The organism is Streptoalloteichus hindustanus (assembly GCF_900129375.1).
Lineage (GTDB): Bacteria > Actinomycetota > Actinomycetes > Mycobacteriales > Pseudonocardiaceae > Streptoalloteichus > Streptoalloteichus hindustanus.
In genome coordinates, this window is the sequence record NZ_FQVN01000003.1 from 140,143 (window position 1) to 155,652 (window position 15,510).

A 15,510-nucleotide genomic window follows, 5' to 3' on the forward strand; every position below is an offset into this window, starting at 1 on the left:
CCGTCGTCGCCGGCGGACTCACCGCCGGCGGCCGGAGCGGACCGGCGGAGGCAGCGGCGCGACCTCGCCGTCGGCCAGCCGGTCGGCCAACGCGCACTCCATGCGGTGCAGGGCGTCCTCCAGGCGGCGCTGCGGATCACCGGCGAACTGCCGGACCAACCCGCGCCCGGGGCGCCACCACATCCTGGCGTGCACGCGGGTGGTGTGCGGCCAGGGTCCCGGCCGCAGCCGGAGCTGCACCCCGCCCACCCCGGGGTGGCCGCCCGCGCGCCACGCCACGAGCTGCTGGTCCCGGTCCGCCGTGCGCTCCACGGGAACCACCAGCGGCACCCCGTTGACGCCGACCAGGTGCACCCGCATCCGGCGGTCGTCCACCCGCTCGATGCGGCGGATCTCCGTCACCAGGTCCGCCAGCACGCAGGCGTCCCGGCAGTACCGGTACACCGCGTCCAACGGCTCGCCCACCGTCCAGTCCGTGACCACCTCGCGGCCCCGCACGGAGGCGGCGAGCCGGTCCAGCGGCCGCGCGGGAGCCCTGGCGACCGCCACGGCCGCCACCGCCGCCAACGGCGCGACCCAGCGAAGTCGCCGCCCCCACCCTCGCCCTCGTTTCGTCCGGTTGCGCATCACACCGCCCTCCGACCTCGGCGTGCGCCCTGGAACCAGCCGCGACCTCAGTCCCGGGCGGCCGACAACCAGTGCACACCCACCTCCCGGGAAGCGCTACCCACGACCGGCGCGGGTGTAACCGCCCGACGCGAGGGGTAGCCGGCGGAGGAGTGGCCCCGGCGCCGGTGGTCGCCCCCGACGGGCGGGACCGCGGTCCGCACCGGTGACCGTCGGCCACGGGAGGGAGACCCACGTGACGACCATCGTCAAGTCCGTCGACGTCGAGGTCCCGGTGCACACCGCGTACAACCAGTGGACCCAGTTCACGACGTTCCCGAAGTTCATGGCCGGTGTGCGGCGGGTGGACCAGCTCAGCGACACGGTGACGCACTGGGACACCGAGATCGCCGGTGTCCACCGCGAGTTCGACGCGCGGATCACCGAGCAGCTGCCGGACGAGCGCATCGCGTGGCGGGCCGTCGACGGCCCCGAGCAGAGCGGTGTGGTGACCTTCCACCGCCTCGACGACACCCACACGCGGGTGCACCTGCAGATGGACTTCGAACCGTCGGGCTTCACCGAGCTGGCCGGCACGGCGCTGGGCCTGGTGGAACGCAGGGTGCAGGGCGACCTGGACCGGTTCAAGACGTTCATCGAGGACCGCGGTCAGGAGACCGGCGGGTGGCGCGGCCACATCGAGCGGCCGCCGCAGGCAGGGGAGGCCCGGTTCACCGAGCACGGCCCGGGCCCGGTGCAGCCGCCGGGCACGTCGCCGCCCCGCTGACCGACTCCGCCGCCCCGACCCGCGAGGCCTTCGCCGCGGGCGGGTCGGCTGGCGGACGCGCCGTCGCGACCGGCCGGCGGCGCGCCCGCCCCCACGTCCGGGGCGCGGGCCGCCGCACCGAGACGCCGAATTCGAGACGCGGAATTTGAGACGCCGAACCGAGACGCCGAGCACGGCGGGTGGAAGGGGAGACCATGACCGTGACGGCGAGCGGCTCGCCCGGTGCGTCCACGGCGCCCTCGGCGCGGTCGGCGGCACCGAGCCCCGAGGCGCTGTGCCGCTACCGCAGGGCGGCCGACTTCGTGGCCGCGGGGATGATTTACCTGCGGGACAACGTGTCGCTGCGCGAGCCCCTGCGACCGGAGCACCTCAAGCCCCGCCTGCTCGGGCACTGGGGAACCTGCCCCGGCATCACGTATGTCTACAGTGGACTGAACGCGTTGGTCAGGCGCACGGGACGGCGAACCCTGTACGTCGTCGGCCCCGGCCACGGCGCGCCGGCGGTGCACGCCAACCTGTGGCTGGAGGGCACCCACGCCGACCACGACCCCGCGCTGGGGCGCGACGGCGCCGGCATGGCCGAGCTGGTGCGCCGGTTCTCCTGGCCCGGCGGCTTTCCCAGCCACCTCTCCCCCCAGGTGCCGGGGGTGATCCACGAGGGCGGCGAGCTGGGCTACGCCCTGTCGACCGCGTTCGGCGCGGCGCTGGACGACCCCGATCTGCTGGTCGCGTGCCTGGTCGGCGACGGCGAGGCGGAGACCGGCCCGACGGCCGGGTCGTGGCACTGCCCGAAGTTCCTCGACCCGGTGCACTGCGGCGCGGTGCTGCCCGTGCTGCACCTCAACGGCTACAAGATCTCCTCGCCCACCGTCTACGGGACGATGGACGACGAGGAGCTGATCGACTACTTCCGGGGCGCGGGCTGGGAACCGCACCTCGTCGACGTCACAGCCGTCACCGCCGACACCGCTGCGGCGGCCGGCACGGACGGCACGTCCGGGACCGACTCGACCACACTGTCCACTTCGGACTCACCGGACGCCGCGCGTGCCGACCGGCTGCTGGCCGAGACGCTGGACGCCGCGCACGCCGAGATCACCGATCTGCAGCAACGGTGTCGCGACGGCGACTGGCCGAAGCGTCCGGTGTGGCCGATGCTCATCGTGCGCAGCCCCAAGGGATGGGGCGCTCCGGAGCGGGACAGCCGGGGCGTTCCGCTCGCCGGGACCTTCCACGCGCACCAGGTCCCGCTGCCCGACGTCGCCAGCGATCCGGACCAGTTGGAACTGCTGGAGCGGTGGCTGCGCTCCTACCGGCCGGAGGAGCTGTTCGACGAGGACGGCCGCCCCGCGCCGGACCTGCTGGCGGTGCCGCCCGAGGGCGACCTGCGCCTCGGGTCCGTTCCCCAGGCCAACGGCGGGCGGCTGCGTCGCGATCTCCCGCTGCCGCCCCTGCGCCCGCACGCGGTGGACGTGCCCTCCCCCGGCGCCGCCCGGGTCGGAGCGACCGACACCGCCGGCCGGTGGCTCGCCGACCTCGTGCGGGCCACCGAGGACCGCAGGGACTTCCGCGTGGTCTGCCCGGACGAGCTGGAGTCCAACAAGCTCGGCGCGCTGCTCTCCGTCACCGGACGCGCCTACACCTGGCCGGTTCCCGGCTACTCCGAACACCTGGCCAGGGACGGCCGCGTGATGGAGGTCCTGTCGGAGCACCTGTGCCAGGGTTTCCTGCAGGGCTACCTGTTGACCGGCCGGCACGGCCTGTTCCCGTGCTACGAGGCGTTCGTGTCCATTGTGGACGGAATGGTCAACCAGTACGCCAAGTTCCTCAAGATGGCCGGCGAGGTGGCCTGGCGCGCGCCGGTTGCCAGCCTGAACTACCTGCTGACCAGCGAGGGCTGGCGGCAGGAGCACAACGGGTACAGCCACCAGGGTCCGGGCTTCATCAACAGCCTGCTGAACAAGAAGGCCTCGGTCAGCCGGATCTACCTGCCGCCCGACGCCAACACGCTGCTCGTCGTGCTGCGCCACTGCCTGGGCACCACCAACCGGATCAACGTGGTGGTGGCCGGGAAACAACCGGCGCAGCAGTGGCTGGACCTCGACGCCGCCGAGGCGCACTGCCGGGCGGGCGCGGGAGTCTGGGAGTGGGCCTGCAACGACGCCGAGCGGGGACGGAATCCCGAACGGCCCGACGTGGTGCTCGCGTGCGCCGGCAACATCCCCACCGTGGAGGTGCTGGGCGCCGCGTGGCTGCTGCGCCGGCACGCGCCCGACCTCCGGGTCCGGGTGGTCAACGTGGTCGACCTCCTCGTGCTCTCACCCGCGCGCCGCCACCCGCACGGCATGGACGACGAGGAGTTCGCCACCTGCTTCGGCGACGGCGTGCCAGTGGTGTTCGGTTTCCACGGCTACCCGTCCGCCGTGCACGAGCTGCTGCACGGGCGAGCCGACCCGAACCGCTTCCACGTCCACGGCTACCTGGAGGAGGGCACCACGACCACCCCCTACGACCTGTTGGCCAGCAACCGGATGACGCGGCACGACCTGGCCGCCGACGCGGTGTCCCGCGCGCGGGGCTGGTCGTCCCGGGGCGGCGCGGTCGCGGAGGCGCTGCACGCGGAACGGGACGAGATCCTGCGTCGCGCGCACCGGGACGGCGAGGACCCCGAGGAGATCACCGGATGGCGGTGGACGGCATGACCGAACCCGTGGCGGTGCTGACCGTCAACGGCGGCTCGTCGAGCCTGCGGCTGCACCTGGTGCGCATCGACAGCGAGAACCACGGCGAGAACCACGGTGAGGGCCGCGGTGAGGGCCCGGAGGCGACCGAGACCGTCATCGCCGAGCACACCGTCGAACACGCCCCCGACACCCCGCCGGCGACCAAGGCCCTCAACGACTTCGTGCGCTGCGTCGGCATGGTCTCCATCCGAGGGGTCGGCCACCGGCTCGTGCACGGCGGGCCCCGGCTGCGCCGCCCCACGCTCGCGGACGACGAGGCGGTGGCGGCCGCCCGCGAGGCGGCCCCGCTCGCGCCCGTGCACGTGCCGTCCGCGCTCCGGCTGCTCGGCACCACCCGGACGTTGCTCCCCCACGTGCCGCACGTGCTGTGCCCGGACACCGCCTTCCACGCCGACCTGCCCGAGGTGGCCAGCACCTACCCGCTGCCGAAGTCCTGGCGCGACCGCCACGGCCTGCGCCGCTTCGGCTTCCACGGCCTGTCCTACGCGTGGGCGGTCCGCCGGGCGGCCCAGCTCCTGGACCGGCCCGTGGCCGACCTCCAGCTGCTGCTCACCCACCTCGGCGGCGGCTGTTCGGTGTGCGCGGTGCGCGGCGGGCGCAGCGTGGACACGTCGATGGGGTTCACGCCGCTGGAGGGCGTGCCCATGACCAAGCGGTCCGGCAGCGTGGACCCCGGCATCCTGCTGTGGTTGCTGGAGCGGGGCGGGCTGACCCCGGAGGAGCTGAGCGACGGCCTGTACCAGCACTCCGGGCTGATGGGCCTGTCCGGAGAGCGGTCCGCCGACACCAGGGAGCTCGTCCCCGCCGCCGAGCGCGGCGACGCCGCGGCCCGCCTGGCCATGGACGTGTTCGCCCACCGCCTGCGGCGCGAGCTCGCCGCCGCGGCGACCAGCCTGGACCGGATCGACGCGGTCGTGTTCACCGGCGAGATCGGCTGGGACCAGCCCGAGGTGCGGGAGGCCGCCTGCGCCGGGCTCGGCCTGCTCGGCGTGCGCGGCGGGCTGGCCGGCAACCGGGAGGACGACGGGCCGGTGAGCGCGCCGGGGGCCGCGGTGCCGGTGCTCGTCGTCCGCCCCCGCGAGGAGCTTCAGATCGCCCGGGACACGCGGACGGCACTACCGTCGGAGCGGAATCCGTCGGGAGTCGTCGGGCGCCGCGCGTGACGACGCGATCAGGCGAGTGGTGGAGGTCAGAAGGTGTCGAGTGCGCATCACGTCGAGGGCGCCGACGAAGCCGAGAGCCGGCGGGAGGCCCACCGGGGCCCCGACCGGGCCAGCCGGGTCGACCTGCGCATCGAGGCGCGGCCCGGTCAGCTGTCCGTCGTCCGGGCGGTGGCCGCCGACCTGGCCATGCACCAGGACTTCGACCTCGACGCGATCTCCGACCTGCGCCTGGCCGTGGACGAGGCGTGCGCCGAGCTGATCGGCCTGGCGACCGGGGACAGCGGGCTGCACTGCCGGTTCGAGGTGCGGCCGCAGGAGATCCGGATGGCCGCCGAGGTGCTCTCGGCCGACAGCAGAGCGCCCCGGCAGGACAGCTTCGGGTGGCGGGTGCTGGCCGCCCTGGTCGACCACGTCCGGGCGACGACGGCGCCCGCCGCGGCCGACCCCGGCGGGCACCTGGTCCGGATCGAGCTGGTCAAGCGGCGAACCCGGGAGGTGGACGGGTGAGGCCACCGACCGGCCGCGACACCAACTCCCGGTCCCCCGACTACGACCACCTGGCGCCGCTGTTCCACGAGATGGCGGCGCTGACCGACACCGACCCCCGCCGCGCCGTGCTGCGGGAGAAGCTGGTCACCGAGCACCTCCCCGTCGCGCAGCACATCGCCCGCCGGTTCAGCAACCGGGGCGAGCCGCACGAGGACCTCGTGCAGGTCGCCACGCTCGGCCTGATCAACGCCGTCGACCGGTTCCAGCCCGACCGCGGCGTCGACTTCCTGTCCTTCGCGGTGCCCACGATCATGGGCGAGGTCCGGCGGCACTTCCGGGACACCGGCTGGGCGGTCCGGGTCCCGCGCCGGCTCAAGGAGCTGCACCTGTCGATCAACGCCGCGATCGGGGAGCTGTCCCAGCGGCTCGGGCGCGCGCCCACCCCCAGCGAGCTGGCCGGGCACCTGGGCATCTCGCAGGAGGAGGTCTTCGAGGGGCTGGAGGCCACCAACGCCTACCGCAGCGCCTCGTTGGACGACATGCTCGTCGCCGACGACGACTCGGTGTCGCTGGGCGACGCCATCGGCGAGGTCGACACCGAGCTGGCGCAGGTCGAGTACCGCGAGACGCTCAAGCCGTTGCTGGCCCGCCTGCCCGAGCGCGAGCGCACGGTGCTCGTGCTCCGCTTCTTCGGCAACATGACGCAGACCCAGATCGCCGAGCGCATCGGCGTGTCCCAGATGCACGTCTCCCGCCTGCTCGCCAGGACGCTCGCGCAACTGCGCGAGGAGCTGCGCGATGCGACGGGATGAGCACGGGGACGCGCTCCCGCCGCGCGTGGTGGTGCTCCGCTCGTTGAAGCTCGGCGACCTGCTGGTCGCGGTGCCCGCGTTGCGCGCGTTGCGCCGGGCGTTCCCCGAGCACCTGCTCCAGCTCGCCACGAGCGGGTGGCTCGCCCCGGTCGTGCGGCTGACCGGCGCGGTCGACCAGGTGCTGCCCACCAGGGGCCTCGCGCCGCTGGGGCCGTTGGCCTGGCGGCCGGACGTGGCGGTCAACCTGCACGGCGCCGGCCCCCGCAGCAGCGAGGTGCTCGACGCGGTGCGCCCGCGCCGGCGCATCGGGCACGCCGGAGCCGGGTGGACCGGCCCGGCGTGGCGGGACGACATCCACGAACGCGACCGGTGGTGCCGGCTGCTCGCGGCGCACGACGTGCCCGCCGACCCGGCGGACCTGGGACTGGCCCGGCCCCACGTGCCCAGCCCGGCGCCGGGCGCCGTCGTGCTGCACCCCGGCGCCGCGCACGGCAGCCGGCACTGGCCGGTCGAGCGCTTCGTGTCGGTCGCGCGGACGCTCGTCGGGCGCGGGTTGCCGGTGGTGGTCACGGGCGCGGAGCGGGAGCGCGACCGGGCGGTGGAGGTCGCCGAGCGCGCCGACCTGCCTGGCGCTTCGGTGCTGGCCGGGCACACCGACCTCTCCCAGCTCGCCGCGCTCGTCGCCGACGCCAGCCTGGTGATCTCGGCGGACACGGGTGTCGCGCACCTGTCCTACGCCTATCGCACACCTTCGGTGGTGCTCTTCGGCCCGGTGCCAGCCGCCTGGTGGGGGCCGCCGGCCGGGGGGCCGCACGTGGCGTTGTCCGACGACGCGGTGCGGCGGGGCGACCCGTTCGCCGCCGACCCCGACCCGGCGTTGCTCGGGGTCGGCGTGGGCGACGTGCTCGCCGCCGTGGACCGTCTCCTGGCCGGCCACCGCTGAGCCCCGTGGGCGGAATTCGCTCTGTGCTTCGAGTTGCCGCGCCCTGATCTGGGCTGAACGCGCACGCGCGTGACTACTGCTCTGAAGTAAGGGGGAACCCCCACTTCAAACATCCCACGCAGGTCTGACAAAAACGCCGCTGTCAGGGGTCGGAGACCAATAGATCACCCGAAGTGGGACCGCACCTCCACAGGTACGCACGCGCGCGTGACTACTGGCCTGTAGTAAGGGGGACCCCCACTTCGAACATCTCACGCGGGCCTGACAAAAACGCCGGCGCCAGGGGCTGAAGGCCGATAGATCACCCGAAGTGGGACGGCACTTCCTCAGGCGTACGCGCGCGGGGCGAGGAAGACAAATCCAAGCAGGACCGCCCGACAGTCGATGGCTCGACGCCCCCGAGCAGCTCGCAGCGGACATCGGCGTACGCGCGAACGCGCCACACCCGGGAAAGACCCGGATGCGCGCGTCGTCACGCCTGCCGCGTCAGCCCGCCGCGAGCTCAGCCCCGCCCGAGAAGTCGGTCGCGGAGCTCGGTGAGGTAGCTGTCGTCCGCCCGGTAGAGCTGGTCGGTGTCGATGTCGTGCGACAGGGCCGTGCCCGGCTCCCGGTCCAGCAGGTACCCGATCGTCTCCTCGACCAGGTGGCGTTCGTCGACCTCCGGGATCTGGAGGTCGGCGAGCACCTGCTCGGCGACCGTCACCCGGTGGTGGGTGATCTCCTGGCCCTCGCCGACAGTCGCCGCGAACTCGTGCGGCCCCATCGGCAACACCTCGATCGTCTGACGCACGTCTCACGCTCCCATCTCGCCCTGGCTGCCCGAAGTGACCAGCCTGCGCAGGTCGTCCGGCAGCGAGTCGCCCAGCTTGCTCATCACGGTCGGACCGGTCGCCTCGCCCACCACCTCCATGACCACGCGGGTGTGGAACGCCGCCTGGGGACGGTCCTCCCCGCTGCGCCGCACGACCCGGTTCAGGAACTCGTCGAGATCGAACCGCTCGCCGGTGCCCTGCCCGCCGAAGACCTCGGTCCGGCGCAGGTGCTCGGCGATCTCCTGGGGGAGCTGCCCGGCCACCGACTCGCAGAGCCCCTCCGGGATGCGCTCGCCCAGCGTCTCCAGCGCCGCCCTGGTGACCCGCTCCGCCGCGCCCCGGCTCCCGAGCCGAGCGCGGTTCTGCACCTGGCCGATGAACTCGTCGTGCCGCATTCCGCCCTCCTTCCGGGTGTCCCCCCCGGCCTACCCCCATCGGGGAGGGCGCACACCGCGAATGCGGGCCCGCCGGCCGGGTACCCCCGGGTATGACCACTTCGCCCGATCCCGATCCGAACAACACACCCGGCCTGGAGCCGGGCGGCGGGGTCCGGCCGGGGGACACCCCACCCGGGGAGAGCAGCACCCACGGGCTGTCCCACCGCGAGCCGACCCCACCCCGCTGGGGCAACGCGGTCACCATCGCGCTGGCCATCATCGTCACGCTCGCCGTGCTGGCGGTGATCATCGTGGTCGTCGTGCGGATGATCACCGTCATCTGACGGCCAACGCCGCCCCGCCCCACCGGCGCGTCCGGCGGGCGGCACGAGGACGTCCGCCCGCGCCCGCTCCCCCACAACGCCCGCACCCCGCAGAACCTCGCAGAACCTCCCAGCCCCCATCGGTGAATCGCCGGCCACGCCACACCAGTGCGAAGTGGACAGACGAGGAAGGCCGACGAAGCCACCCGCCCCGGGAGGCAACCCCGACCAACCCCACCGCGTCACTCTTTCGAGTGAGCGCGGGGGCAGCGGACACAACAGCGTCGGGCACAACGGGGGGCGACATGCGGGACAGGTGGCGGGTCTGGTTGCTCCGGGCGGCCGTCGGCGCCGGAGTCCTCAGCATTCTGCTCGCGGTGCCCGCCGCGTGGGTCCGGCTCAGCGCGTCGCCCCACCTTCGCGACGTCGACTCGGTGCCCGACGCGCCGGTCGCCCTGGTGCTGGGCGCCGGGCTCTTCGGCGGCGAGCCCTCGCCCTTCCTGGCCGGCCGCCTCGACGTCGCGGCCGAGCTCTACGCGCGTGGCAAGGTCCGGGCGGTGTTGGTCAGCGGCGACAACAGCCGCTCCGACTACGACGAGCCGACCGCCATGCGCCGGTACCTGGCCCGGCACGGCGTCCCCGAGCGGGCCGTGGTCGCCGACTACGCGGGCTTCGACACCTGGGACTCGTGCGTCCGGGCGAAGAAGATCTTCGGGGTCGATCGCGCGATCGTGGTCACCCAGCAGTTCCACCTGCCCCGCGCGGTCACGTTGTGCCGCGAGGCCGGTGTGGACACCGACGGCGTCGGGCACGACTCGTCCGTGATCAGCCGCACCACCACGGCCTACGGCGAGTTCCGGGAGTTCGTCGCCAGCAGCAAGGCTTTCTGGGACGGGGTGCTCGTCAACCGCGACCCCCGGTTCCTCGGTCCCCGCGAGTCCACCTTGGACACCGCGCTCCAGAAGTGACCCCGCGGAAAATCGTCCGATAGTGTGTCATCCGTGTGGCGGAGCCTGCTCGATGAGGCGGTGGACGACGTTCGGTTCCTCCCGCCAGCTGACCCGGAGGAGATGACGGCTGCCGAGCGCGTCCTCGGACATCCGCTGCCCGAGGACCTGGTGTCGCTGCTGAGCGAGACCAACGGCATCGGCGACGAGTACGACGTGGACAGCATCGTGTGGCCGCTGCACCGGATCGTCGAGGAGAACCTCCACCTGCGGGGCGACGACCTCCTCCGCACCCTCTACATGCCGTTCGACCCGCTGCTGTTCTTCGCCGACGCGGGCAACGGCGACCTGTTCGCCTTCGTGCTGCGCGACGGCCGGCGGGACATCTTCGTGTGGGACCACGAGACCGACAGCCGCAGCATGCTCGCCAGCTCGCTGGAGCGGTTCCTGCTCGGCTGGTGCACCGGGAAGCTCAACGTCTGAGGACCGAGCGGCGGTATCCCGGCCCCCGTCCGCTGATTAGCGTCCCGGCGCATGAAGCTCCTCGCCGCCGGAGTGCTCGCTGTCGTCCTGGGGTCCTGGGCCCCCGCTTCCGCCGTCGCCGCCCCGCCGGCGACCGAGGTGCTCTCGTGGCGACCCACCCCGACCGGCGTCTCGGCCCGGCCGCGCGGACTGTCCGCCGCCGACCTCCAGTTCCACCACGTCGAGGCGTTCGACGTCGACCACGCGGTCGTCCCGGCGATCGGCCCGGGCGAGGCGTCCACCACCGACGACGGCGTGAGCTCCGCCGACCGGCGGCGCGGTCTCGTGCTCGGCGACCCGGTCGACGACCAGCTCCACGTTGTGTCCACTGAGGACGGTGAACGGAGCTGGCGGTCACTGCCGGTCGACGGGGCGGCCGCCGCGATCGCCGAGGAGGGCGCGTTCACCGCCGGCGGGCTGACGTGGCGCGCGCCCGACACCTCGCTGACGAGCGGTCCGAGCGCGGGCGGGAACGCCGTGGCGTTCCGCGCCCTCCTTCCCGGCGTGATCGTGCGGGGTGCCTTCACCGCGCCCACGGCCTCCGCCCGGGTCGCGGCGCGCACCTCCGACGGCGACGGCGGCGACGGCGGCGACGGCTGGCGCGAGCCCGTGGCCGGTCCCCCCAGTTCCCGCTCGGTGATGGCGTGGCTGCCGCACGCGGGGCCGGCGGCGATCACCGTCGACCGCACCCCCGACGGGGCCTGTTGGGCGGACGGCGAGGCGGGCCGGGTCGCGCGGCTGGGACTGGGCGGCTGACACCGAGGGAACCGGGCCCCGGGTCTGCGGCGTCCGATCCCTCGATGATCACCCGATCCGTGGGTTCCGGGGATCGGACGGAACCGGATCTGCCCATGCCGCGTACCAGGTTGAGCGACACTCACGCGGGTAGCGCGCGGGCCGCTCACCCCACCACCGCCAACAAGGAGGTCCCGATGGGCGCTCCCCCCGCCGCCCAGGTCACCCCCACCGGCGGCCAGACCATGACGGACAGCGACGAGCTGAACTCCCTGCTCCACCGGCTCCGCGCGACGACCCGGTGCCGGGTGCTCGCCGTCCTCACCGGACCGCAGCCGGCGCACGCGCTCCTCGCCCAGCTCCGCCGCGCCCTGGCCACCCGTCGGGAACGCCGGATCGAGGTGTGGCTGCTGTGCTCGCCCGCCTGGCTGGCCCAGCAGTCGGTCCGGGACCAGCTCCACGACCTGGTCGCCTCGGGCGTGCAGGTCCGGACCTCCGACACCCCGCCGCAGTCGCTCATGGTGTTCGACCAGTCGACGGCCCTCATCGCGGTGGACGGCCGCCGACCGGCCTCGGGGGTGCGGATCGTGGAGGACCCGATCGTCGTGCGCGGCCTGGAGGCGTTGGCCCGGGCCCTGTGGGAGACCGGCCGGTCGCCGGACGACGACGAGCCACCCCCCTCGGCGGTGGAGCACCGGGTGCTCCGGATGCTCGGCCTCGGCGTCACCGACGAGACCGCGGCCCGCCGGCTGAACATGTCGGAGCGCACCTTCCGCCGGCACGTGGCGCGGCTGATGGCCCGGCTCGGCACGAGCAGCCGTTTCCAGGCGGGCGCGGAGGCGGCGCGGCGCGGCTGGATCTGACCGGCCCGCCCGACCGGACATTCACGACGACCGGCGCCGGTTGGTGAATTCCCAGCAGGAAAGGAAAACGCGGCCGACGGCGTTCTGTCACGTCCGGCCTCGTTCCGCCGGCTTATCGCGTTAGCCCGACCGGGCGCGCTCCCGTCGCTCCACCGACTACTCCGTCGGGGTTGTCCTTTCCTCACTCAATCGGCGCACCAGCGGCCGAAAGCACAGCTCATGCCGCCGGCCATCCGGAAACAAATATACGATCCACGTATTTCGACCCCTCGTCAGGTTTTTCCGGGACTAGTGTGACGTGCGGCTCGACGAGTTCGACGACGTTCCTGGCGAGATCTTGATGGTGATGCCCGGTGACCGTCCCCGATGATCCCTACCCCCCGGCCGGTCCGCTCGGCCCGACCGAACAGACGTCCGATCCCGACAGCGCCGGAGACGACGGCGGTCGGAGACGGTCGCGGTGGTCCCTGCGGAGCCAACGCCGCCCGTCCGCCCCAACGACCGTCGGGACCACCGGCGCCCGGTTCGGTCCCCCGTCGGCACGCCGTCCGGTCCACGACGAGCCCCTCGGCGCCGAGGTCGCCGCGGCCGCGGCCGCCGACGACCCGTTCGTCGGCCTGACCGGCGCGCGGTTCGGGTCGTCGTCCCTGCGCCGGCGCTGGCACGAGGACCTCACAGGCCCCCAGGAGAACGCGCCCCACCGGGCGACCCAGGACCCGCGCGACGACGCGCGGCGCGTCGACGACGACCCGGTCGAGGAACAGGAGACGCTGCGGACGCTGGTCCGCCCGTACACGTGGACCGGCGGCCGGACCGCGCCCCAGTACAACCTGGCGCTGGAAACCCTGGTGTCCACCAACGACAACGCGGTGTCCTGGGACGAGGAGCTGACGAGCGCGGAGATCCGGCGGGTGGCCGCGCTCTGCGCGCGTCCCCGGTCCGTCGCCGAGGTCGCGGCCTCGCTGTCGATCCCGTTGGGCGTCGCCCGCGTCCTGCTGGCGGACATGGCCCTCGCGGGCAGCATCGTCGTGCACCGGGCGGCCACCAGGGACGGAACCCCGGACCTCGCGCTGATGGAACGGGTGCTCCACGGCCTTCGCCGGCTGTAGACCGGCTCCGCGCAGCGGACTTCGCGGGCAGGCGCCGGTTTCCCGGTGTCAGCCCTCGCGGGCCACGAGCTTCTCGATGACCTCGAGAACGCGCGTCGCGCCGTTCTCCTGCTCCAAGCGGCGTGCGATGTCGGCGGCACGCTCCCGGAAGAGCGGATCGCCGACGGCGGTGGCGAGAGCGCCGGCGAGTCGTTCCCCCGTCAACTGCTTGGTGGGCAACGCGCACGGGGCCACGCCGAGAGCGACCAGCCGGTTGGCCCAGAACGGCTGGTCGTGGGCCAACGGCACGGGCACGGCCGGAACCCCGGCACGCAGGCCCGCCGCGGTGGTGCCGGCGCCCGCGTGGTGGACGACCGCGGACACGCGCGGGAAGAGCCAGTCGTGCGGCACGTGGTCGACGGGCAGGATGTCGTCGCCCTCCACGGCGAGTTCCGCCCAGCCCCGGTGCACGATCGCCCGAAGTCCGCTCTGCGCAAGGGCTTCCCGGACCACGGTCTCCAGTTGCGCTCGCCGGTTCGCGCCCATGCTGCCGAAGCCGACGTAGACCGGGGGTGGGCCGGCGGCGAGGAAGTCGACCAGCTCGGCCGGGGGCTCCCAGCCCGCGGGGCGCGGCGGCCACCAGTAGCCGACCATCTCCGTCGTCTCCGGCCAGTCGGCCGGCCGGGGAACCACGACCGGGCTGACCCCGTGCAGTGACCGGAGCGGGATGGCCTCGTAGCGGCGGCGGACGGCGGAGGGCGACAACGGGGGCAGTCCGACTCGGGCTCGCAGGTCGCGAACGACTCCCGCGAACATCCGGTATCCGCCGCGCGCGACCATCTTCGCCACGGCGACGTTCAGCGCCGGCCCCAGATTCCGCCCGCCCAGCACCATCGGGCCGAGATACCTGGATGGCTCCCCCGGTTGCAGCGGCAGCACCGCACAGGGAATCCTCGCCGCCTCCGCGATCTGCCGTCCGAAGAGGACAGTCGGGTGCGAGCACAGGAGCACGTCGGCCTGCCGCACCGCCTCGACCATCTCCGGCAGCTGCCGCCGGAAGACCTCGACCCCGAGCCGGATGAGCGCGAAGGCGGCCTTGGCGCCGGTGTTGTTGGCGGCGTCGGCCGTCTCGGACACCACCTTGTCCTGGACATCCAGGTCAGGGAGGGAATGACATGCCAGTCCCGCCCCGGTGACCAACTCGTGGAACCGCTCTGACACCGCGATGGTGACGTGGTGGCCGGCGGCCCGTAACTCCACGCCCAATCCCACGTACGGCGCCACGTCACCGTGGCTGCCGGCGGTCAGGATCACGACCCTGCTCATCGAACCTCCTTCGTGAGAATGTCTTCCTTGCCAGTCAACGAATCTTTGTTCCCGGCGCGGCTCGTCACCGAGACCCGGGCGCGCTCCGGTACGCCTCCATGCCGTCCAGCAGACAGCCGAACGCGAAGTCGAACCGCGCCGCCCACACGTCCTCCCGGTCCGGCGGGTCGACGGCGAACCGCGCGGCGGTCAGCAGCGGGTACCGCTCGGCGATCCTGCGCGCGTACTCGGCCGCCCCCGCCCGCCACTCCGCGTCCCCGGCCTCGTCCGCCGCCACGCCGTCCCGCCAGGCCGCCTCGAACACGACCGCGCCGACGACGAGCTGGTTGAGCGCGCTCATCGCGGGATCGAGCACGGCCTGGGCGAAGCCGGCGCGCGTGAGGACGCGCATCGTGTGCTCCGCGGCCCGCAGGGCGTTCGGCCCCAGCGTCCGGCCGGTGCTCAACAACGGAATCATCCAGCGGTGGCGCAGCATCACCGCCCGATGGGCCTGCGCGGCGGTCAGCAACGCCTCTCGCCAGTCCGCCATGCGCTCCGCGGCCTCGATATCCACCTCGCCGAGCACCGCGTCGAGCGCGAACTCGACCATCTCGTCCTTCGTCTTCACGTGCCAGTACAGCGAACCCGGCGTCACCCCGAGCCGGTCGGCCACCCGACGCATCGACAGGCCCTCGTGCCCCTCGCCGTCCAACAACTCGACGGCGGCCCGCACGATCCGCCCCCGGCTCAACTGCCGGTCCCGCCCCTGCCGCTCCGGGCGCAACCACACCGACCAGGACTCCCGCCCGTTCCTCCGCCCCACCACACCACCAACCTACCCGCTAACCAAACATCGTTCAATCCCCCAAACATCGTTTACTTAAGCCGGACGACATCCATCCCAGGCGCCCGCTCTCAGCGGGGGCGCACGTCAGGCAGCACCCGGCCCACCCGGATCGTCGATCTGGATCCCGGTCCCGGGCGAGTAGTGCCC

The 15,510-nt window shown here is 73.4% G+C and carries 17 protein-coding genes; 12 read left to right on the forward strand and 5 right to left on the reverse strand.

Translation table 11 applies throughout. From position 1 onward, the window contains the following. Window positions 1–18: 18 nt before the first annotated feature. A complete protein-coding gene (locus BUE43_RS09830) occupies window positions 19–549 on the reverse strand; it encodes a hypothetical protein (RefSeq protein WP_143174073.1) in 531 nt (176 codons plus the stop codon). Between the two features lie 313 nt (window positions 550–862). Between BUE43_RS09830 and BUE43_RS09835 the strand changes: the two genes are divergently transcribed. The 6 genes from BUE43_RS09835 (at window position 863) to BUE43_RS09860 (ending at window position 7,544) form a co-directional block, all read left to right on the forward strand. Then, complete coding sequence (locus BUE43_RS09835) at window positions 863–1,393, forward strand: SRPBCC family protein (RefSeq protein ID WP_073482524.1); 531 nt, start codon at window positions 863–865, stop codon at window positions 1,391–1,393. A 194-nt stretch (window positions 1,394–1,587) separates the two neighbouring features. Further along, window positions 1,588–4,095 carry a phosphoketolase family protein gene (locus tag BUE43_RS09840; protein ID WP_083959538.1) on the forward strand — a complete coding sequence of 836 codons (2,508 nt, stop codon included), beginning with the start codon at window positions 1,588–1,590 and terminating at the stop codon, window positions 4,093–4,095. Then, window positions 4,092–5,300 carry an acetate/propionate family kinase gene (locus BUE43_RS09845; protein WP_200797449.1) on the forward strand — a complete coding sequence of 403 codons (1,209 nt, stop codon included), beginning with the start codon at window positions 4,092–4,094 and terminating at the stop codon, window positions 5,298–5,300. Before BUE43_RS09840 ends, BUE43_RS09845 begins: the two co-directional genes overlap by 4 nt. A gap of 33 nt (window positions 5,301–5,333) precedes the next feature. After that, on the forward strand, window positions 5,334–5,807 hold the full coding sequence (locus tag BUE43_RS09850; RefSeq protein WP_143174074.1) for an ATP-binding protein: 474 nt from the start codon (window positions 5,334–5,336) through the stop codon (window positions 5,805–5,807). After that, window positions 5,804–6,601, forward strand: a complete 798-nt coding sequence (locus BUE43_RS09855) for a SigB/SigF/SigG family RNA polymerase sigma factor (RefSeq protein WP_073481287.1) — start codon at window positions 5,804–5,806, stop codon at window positions 6,599–6,601. The genes BUE43_RS09850 and BUE43_RS09855 overlap by 4 nt, the downstream gene beginning before the upstream one ends. Beyond that, on the forward strand, window positions 6,588–7,544 hold the full coding sequence (locus tag BUE43_RS09860) for a glycosyltransferase family 9 protein (protein WP_073481289.1): 957 nt from the start codon (window positions 6,588–6,590) through the stop codon (window positions 7,542–7,544). Before BUE43_RS09855 ends, BUE43_RS09860 begins: the two co-directional genes overlap by 14 nt. Window positions 7,545–8,046: 502 nt before the next feature. Here BUE43_RS09860 and BUE43_RS09865 read toward each other — a convergent pair. Further along, window positions 8,047–8,334, reverse strand: coding sequence for a hypothetical protein (locus tag BUE43_RS09865; RefSeq protein ID WP_073481291.1), 288 nt, complete (start codon window positions 8,332–8,334; stop codon window positions 8,047–8,049). A 3-nt stretch (window positions 8,335–8,337) separates the two neighbouring features. Next, window positions 8,338–8,751: a DUF2267 domain-containing protein gene (locus tag BUE43_RS09870; protein WP_073481293.1), complete on the reverse strand. Its 414-nt coding sequence runs from the start codon at window positions 8,749–8,751 to the stop codon at window positions 8,338–8,340. 92 nt (window positions 8,752–8,843) lie between these two features. On the opposite strand from BUE43_RS09870, the gene BUE43_RS09875 reads away from it, so the two are divergent. The 6 genes from BUE43_RS09875 to BUE43_RS35045 all read left to right on the forward strand — a co-directional run bounded on the left by BUE43_RS09875 (window position 8,844) and on the right by BUE43_RS35045 (window position 13,232). Next, window positions 8,844–9,077, forward strand: a complete 234-nt coding sequence (locus BUE43_RS09875) for a DUF6480 family protein (protein ID WP_073481295.1) — start codon at window positions 8,844–8,846, stop codon at window positions 9,075–9,077. Window positions 9,078–9,361: 284 nt separating this feature from the next. Then, window positions 9,362–10,024: a SanA/YdcF family protein gene (locus BUE43_RS09880; RefSeq protein WP_073481298.1), complete on the forward strand. Its 663-nt coding sequence runs from the start codon at window positions 9,362–9,364 to the stop codon at window positions 10,022–10,024. A gap of 33 nt (window positions 10,025–10,057) precedes the next feature. Continuing rightward, window positions 10,058–10,486 (forward strand): SMI1/KNR4 family protein, encoded by a 429-nt coding sequence (locus BUE43_RS09885; protein ID WP_073481300.1) that lies wholly within the window; start codon window positions 10,058–10,060, stop codon window positions 10,484–10,486. A 51-nt stretch (window positions 10,487–10,537) separates the two neighbouring features. After that, the gene (locus BUE43_RS09890) at window positions 10,538–11,281 is read left to right on the forward strand and encodes a hypothetical protein (protein ID WP_073481302.1); all 744 of its coding nucleotides are present in this window, start codon (window positions 10,538–10,540) and stop codon (window positions 11,279–11,281) included. Between the two features lie 176 nt (window positions 11,282–11,457). Next, window positions 11,458–12,123, forward strand: coding sequence for a helix-turn-helix transcriptional regulator (locus tag BUE43_RS35040; protein ID WP_073481304.1), 666 nt, complete (start codon window positions 11,458–11,460; stop codon window positions 12,121–12,123). A 353-nt stretch (window positions 12,124–12,476) separates the two neighbouring features. After that, a complete protein-coding gene (locus tag BUE43_RS35045) occupies window positions 12,477–13,232 on the forward strand; it encodes a DUF742 domain-containing protein (protein WP_234995638.1) in 756 nt (251 codons plus the stop codon). Between the two features lie 48 nt (window positions 13,233–13,280). Here BUE43_RS35045 and BUE43_RS09905 read toward each other — a convergent pair whose 3' ends face one another. Together BUE43_RS09905 and BUE43_RS09910 are read right to left on the reverse strand one after the other, a co-directional pair. Continuing rightward, window positions 13,281–14,537, reverse strand: a complete 1,257-nt coding sequence (locus BUE43_RS09905; protein WP_073481306.1) for a glycosyltransferase — start codon at window positions 14,535–14,537, stop codon at window positions 13,281–13,283. Window positions 14,538–14,601: 64 nt separating this feature from the next. Continuing rightward, window positions 14,602–15,342 (reverse strand): TetR/AcrR family transcriptional regulator, encoded by a 741-nt coding sequence (locus BUE43_RS09910; RefSeq protein WP_083959539.1) that lies wholly within the window; start codon window positions 15,340–15,342, stop codon window positions 14,602–14,604. Window positions 15,343–15,510: the final 168 nt, after the last annotated feature.

Bases quoted from the DNA above. Each gene is read 5' to 3' on its own strand.
- BUE43_RS09840 (WP_083959538.1), top strand. From the start codon at position 1,588: ATGACCGTGACGGCGAGCGGCTCGCCCGGTGCGTCCACGGCGCCCTCG.
- BUE43_RS09845 (WP_200797449.1), top strand. From the start codon at position 4,092: ATGACCGAACCCGTGGCGGTGCTGACCGTCAACGGCGGCTCGTCGAGC.
- BUE43_RS09860 (WP_073481289.1), top strand. From the start codon at position 6,588: ATGCGACGGGATGAGCACGGGGACGCGCTCCCGCCGCGCGTGGTGGTG.
- BUE43_RS09870 (WP_073481293.1), bottom strand. From the start codon at position 8,751: ATGCGGCACGACGAGTTCATCGGCCAGGTGCAGAACCGCGCTCGGCTC.
- BUE43_RS09875 (WP_073481295.1), top strand. From the start codon at position 8,844: ATGACCACTTCGCCCGATCCCGATCCGAACAACACACCCGGCCTGGAG.
- BUE43_RS09880 (WP_073481298.1), top strand. From the start codon at position 9,362: ATGCGGGACAGGTGGCGGGTCTGGTTGCTCCGGGCGGCCGTCGGCGCC.
- BUE43_RS09890 (WP_073481302.1), top strand. From the start codon at position 10,538: ATGAAGCTCCTCGCCGCCGGAGTGCTCGCTGTCGTCCTGGGGTCCTGG.
- BUE43_RS35040 (WP_073481304.1), top strand. From the start codon at position 11,458: ATGGGCGCTCCCCCCGCCGCCCAGGTCACCCCCACCGGCGGCCAGACC.
- BUE43_RS09905 (WP_073481306.1), bottom strand. From the start codon at position 14,537: ATGAGCAGGGTCGTGATCCTGACCGCCGGCAGCCACGGTGACGTGGCG.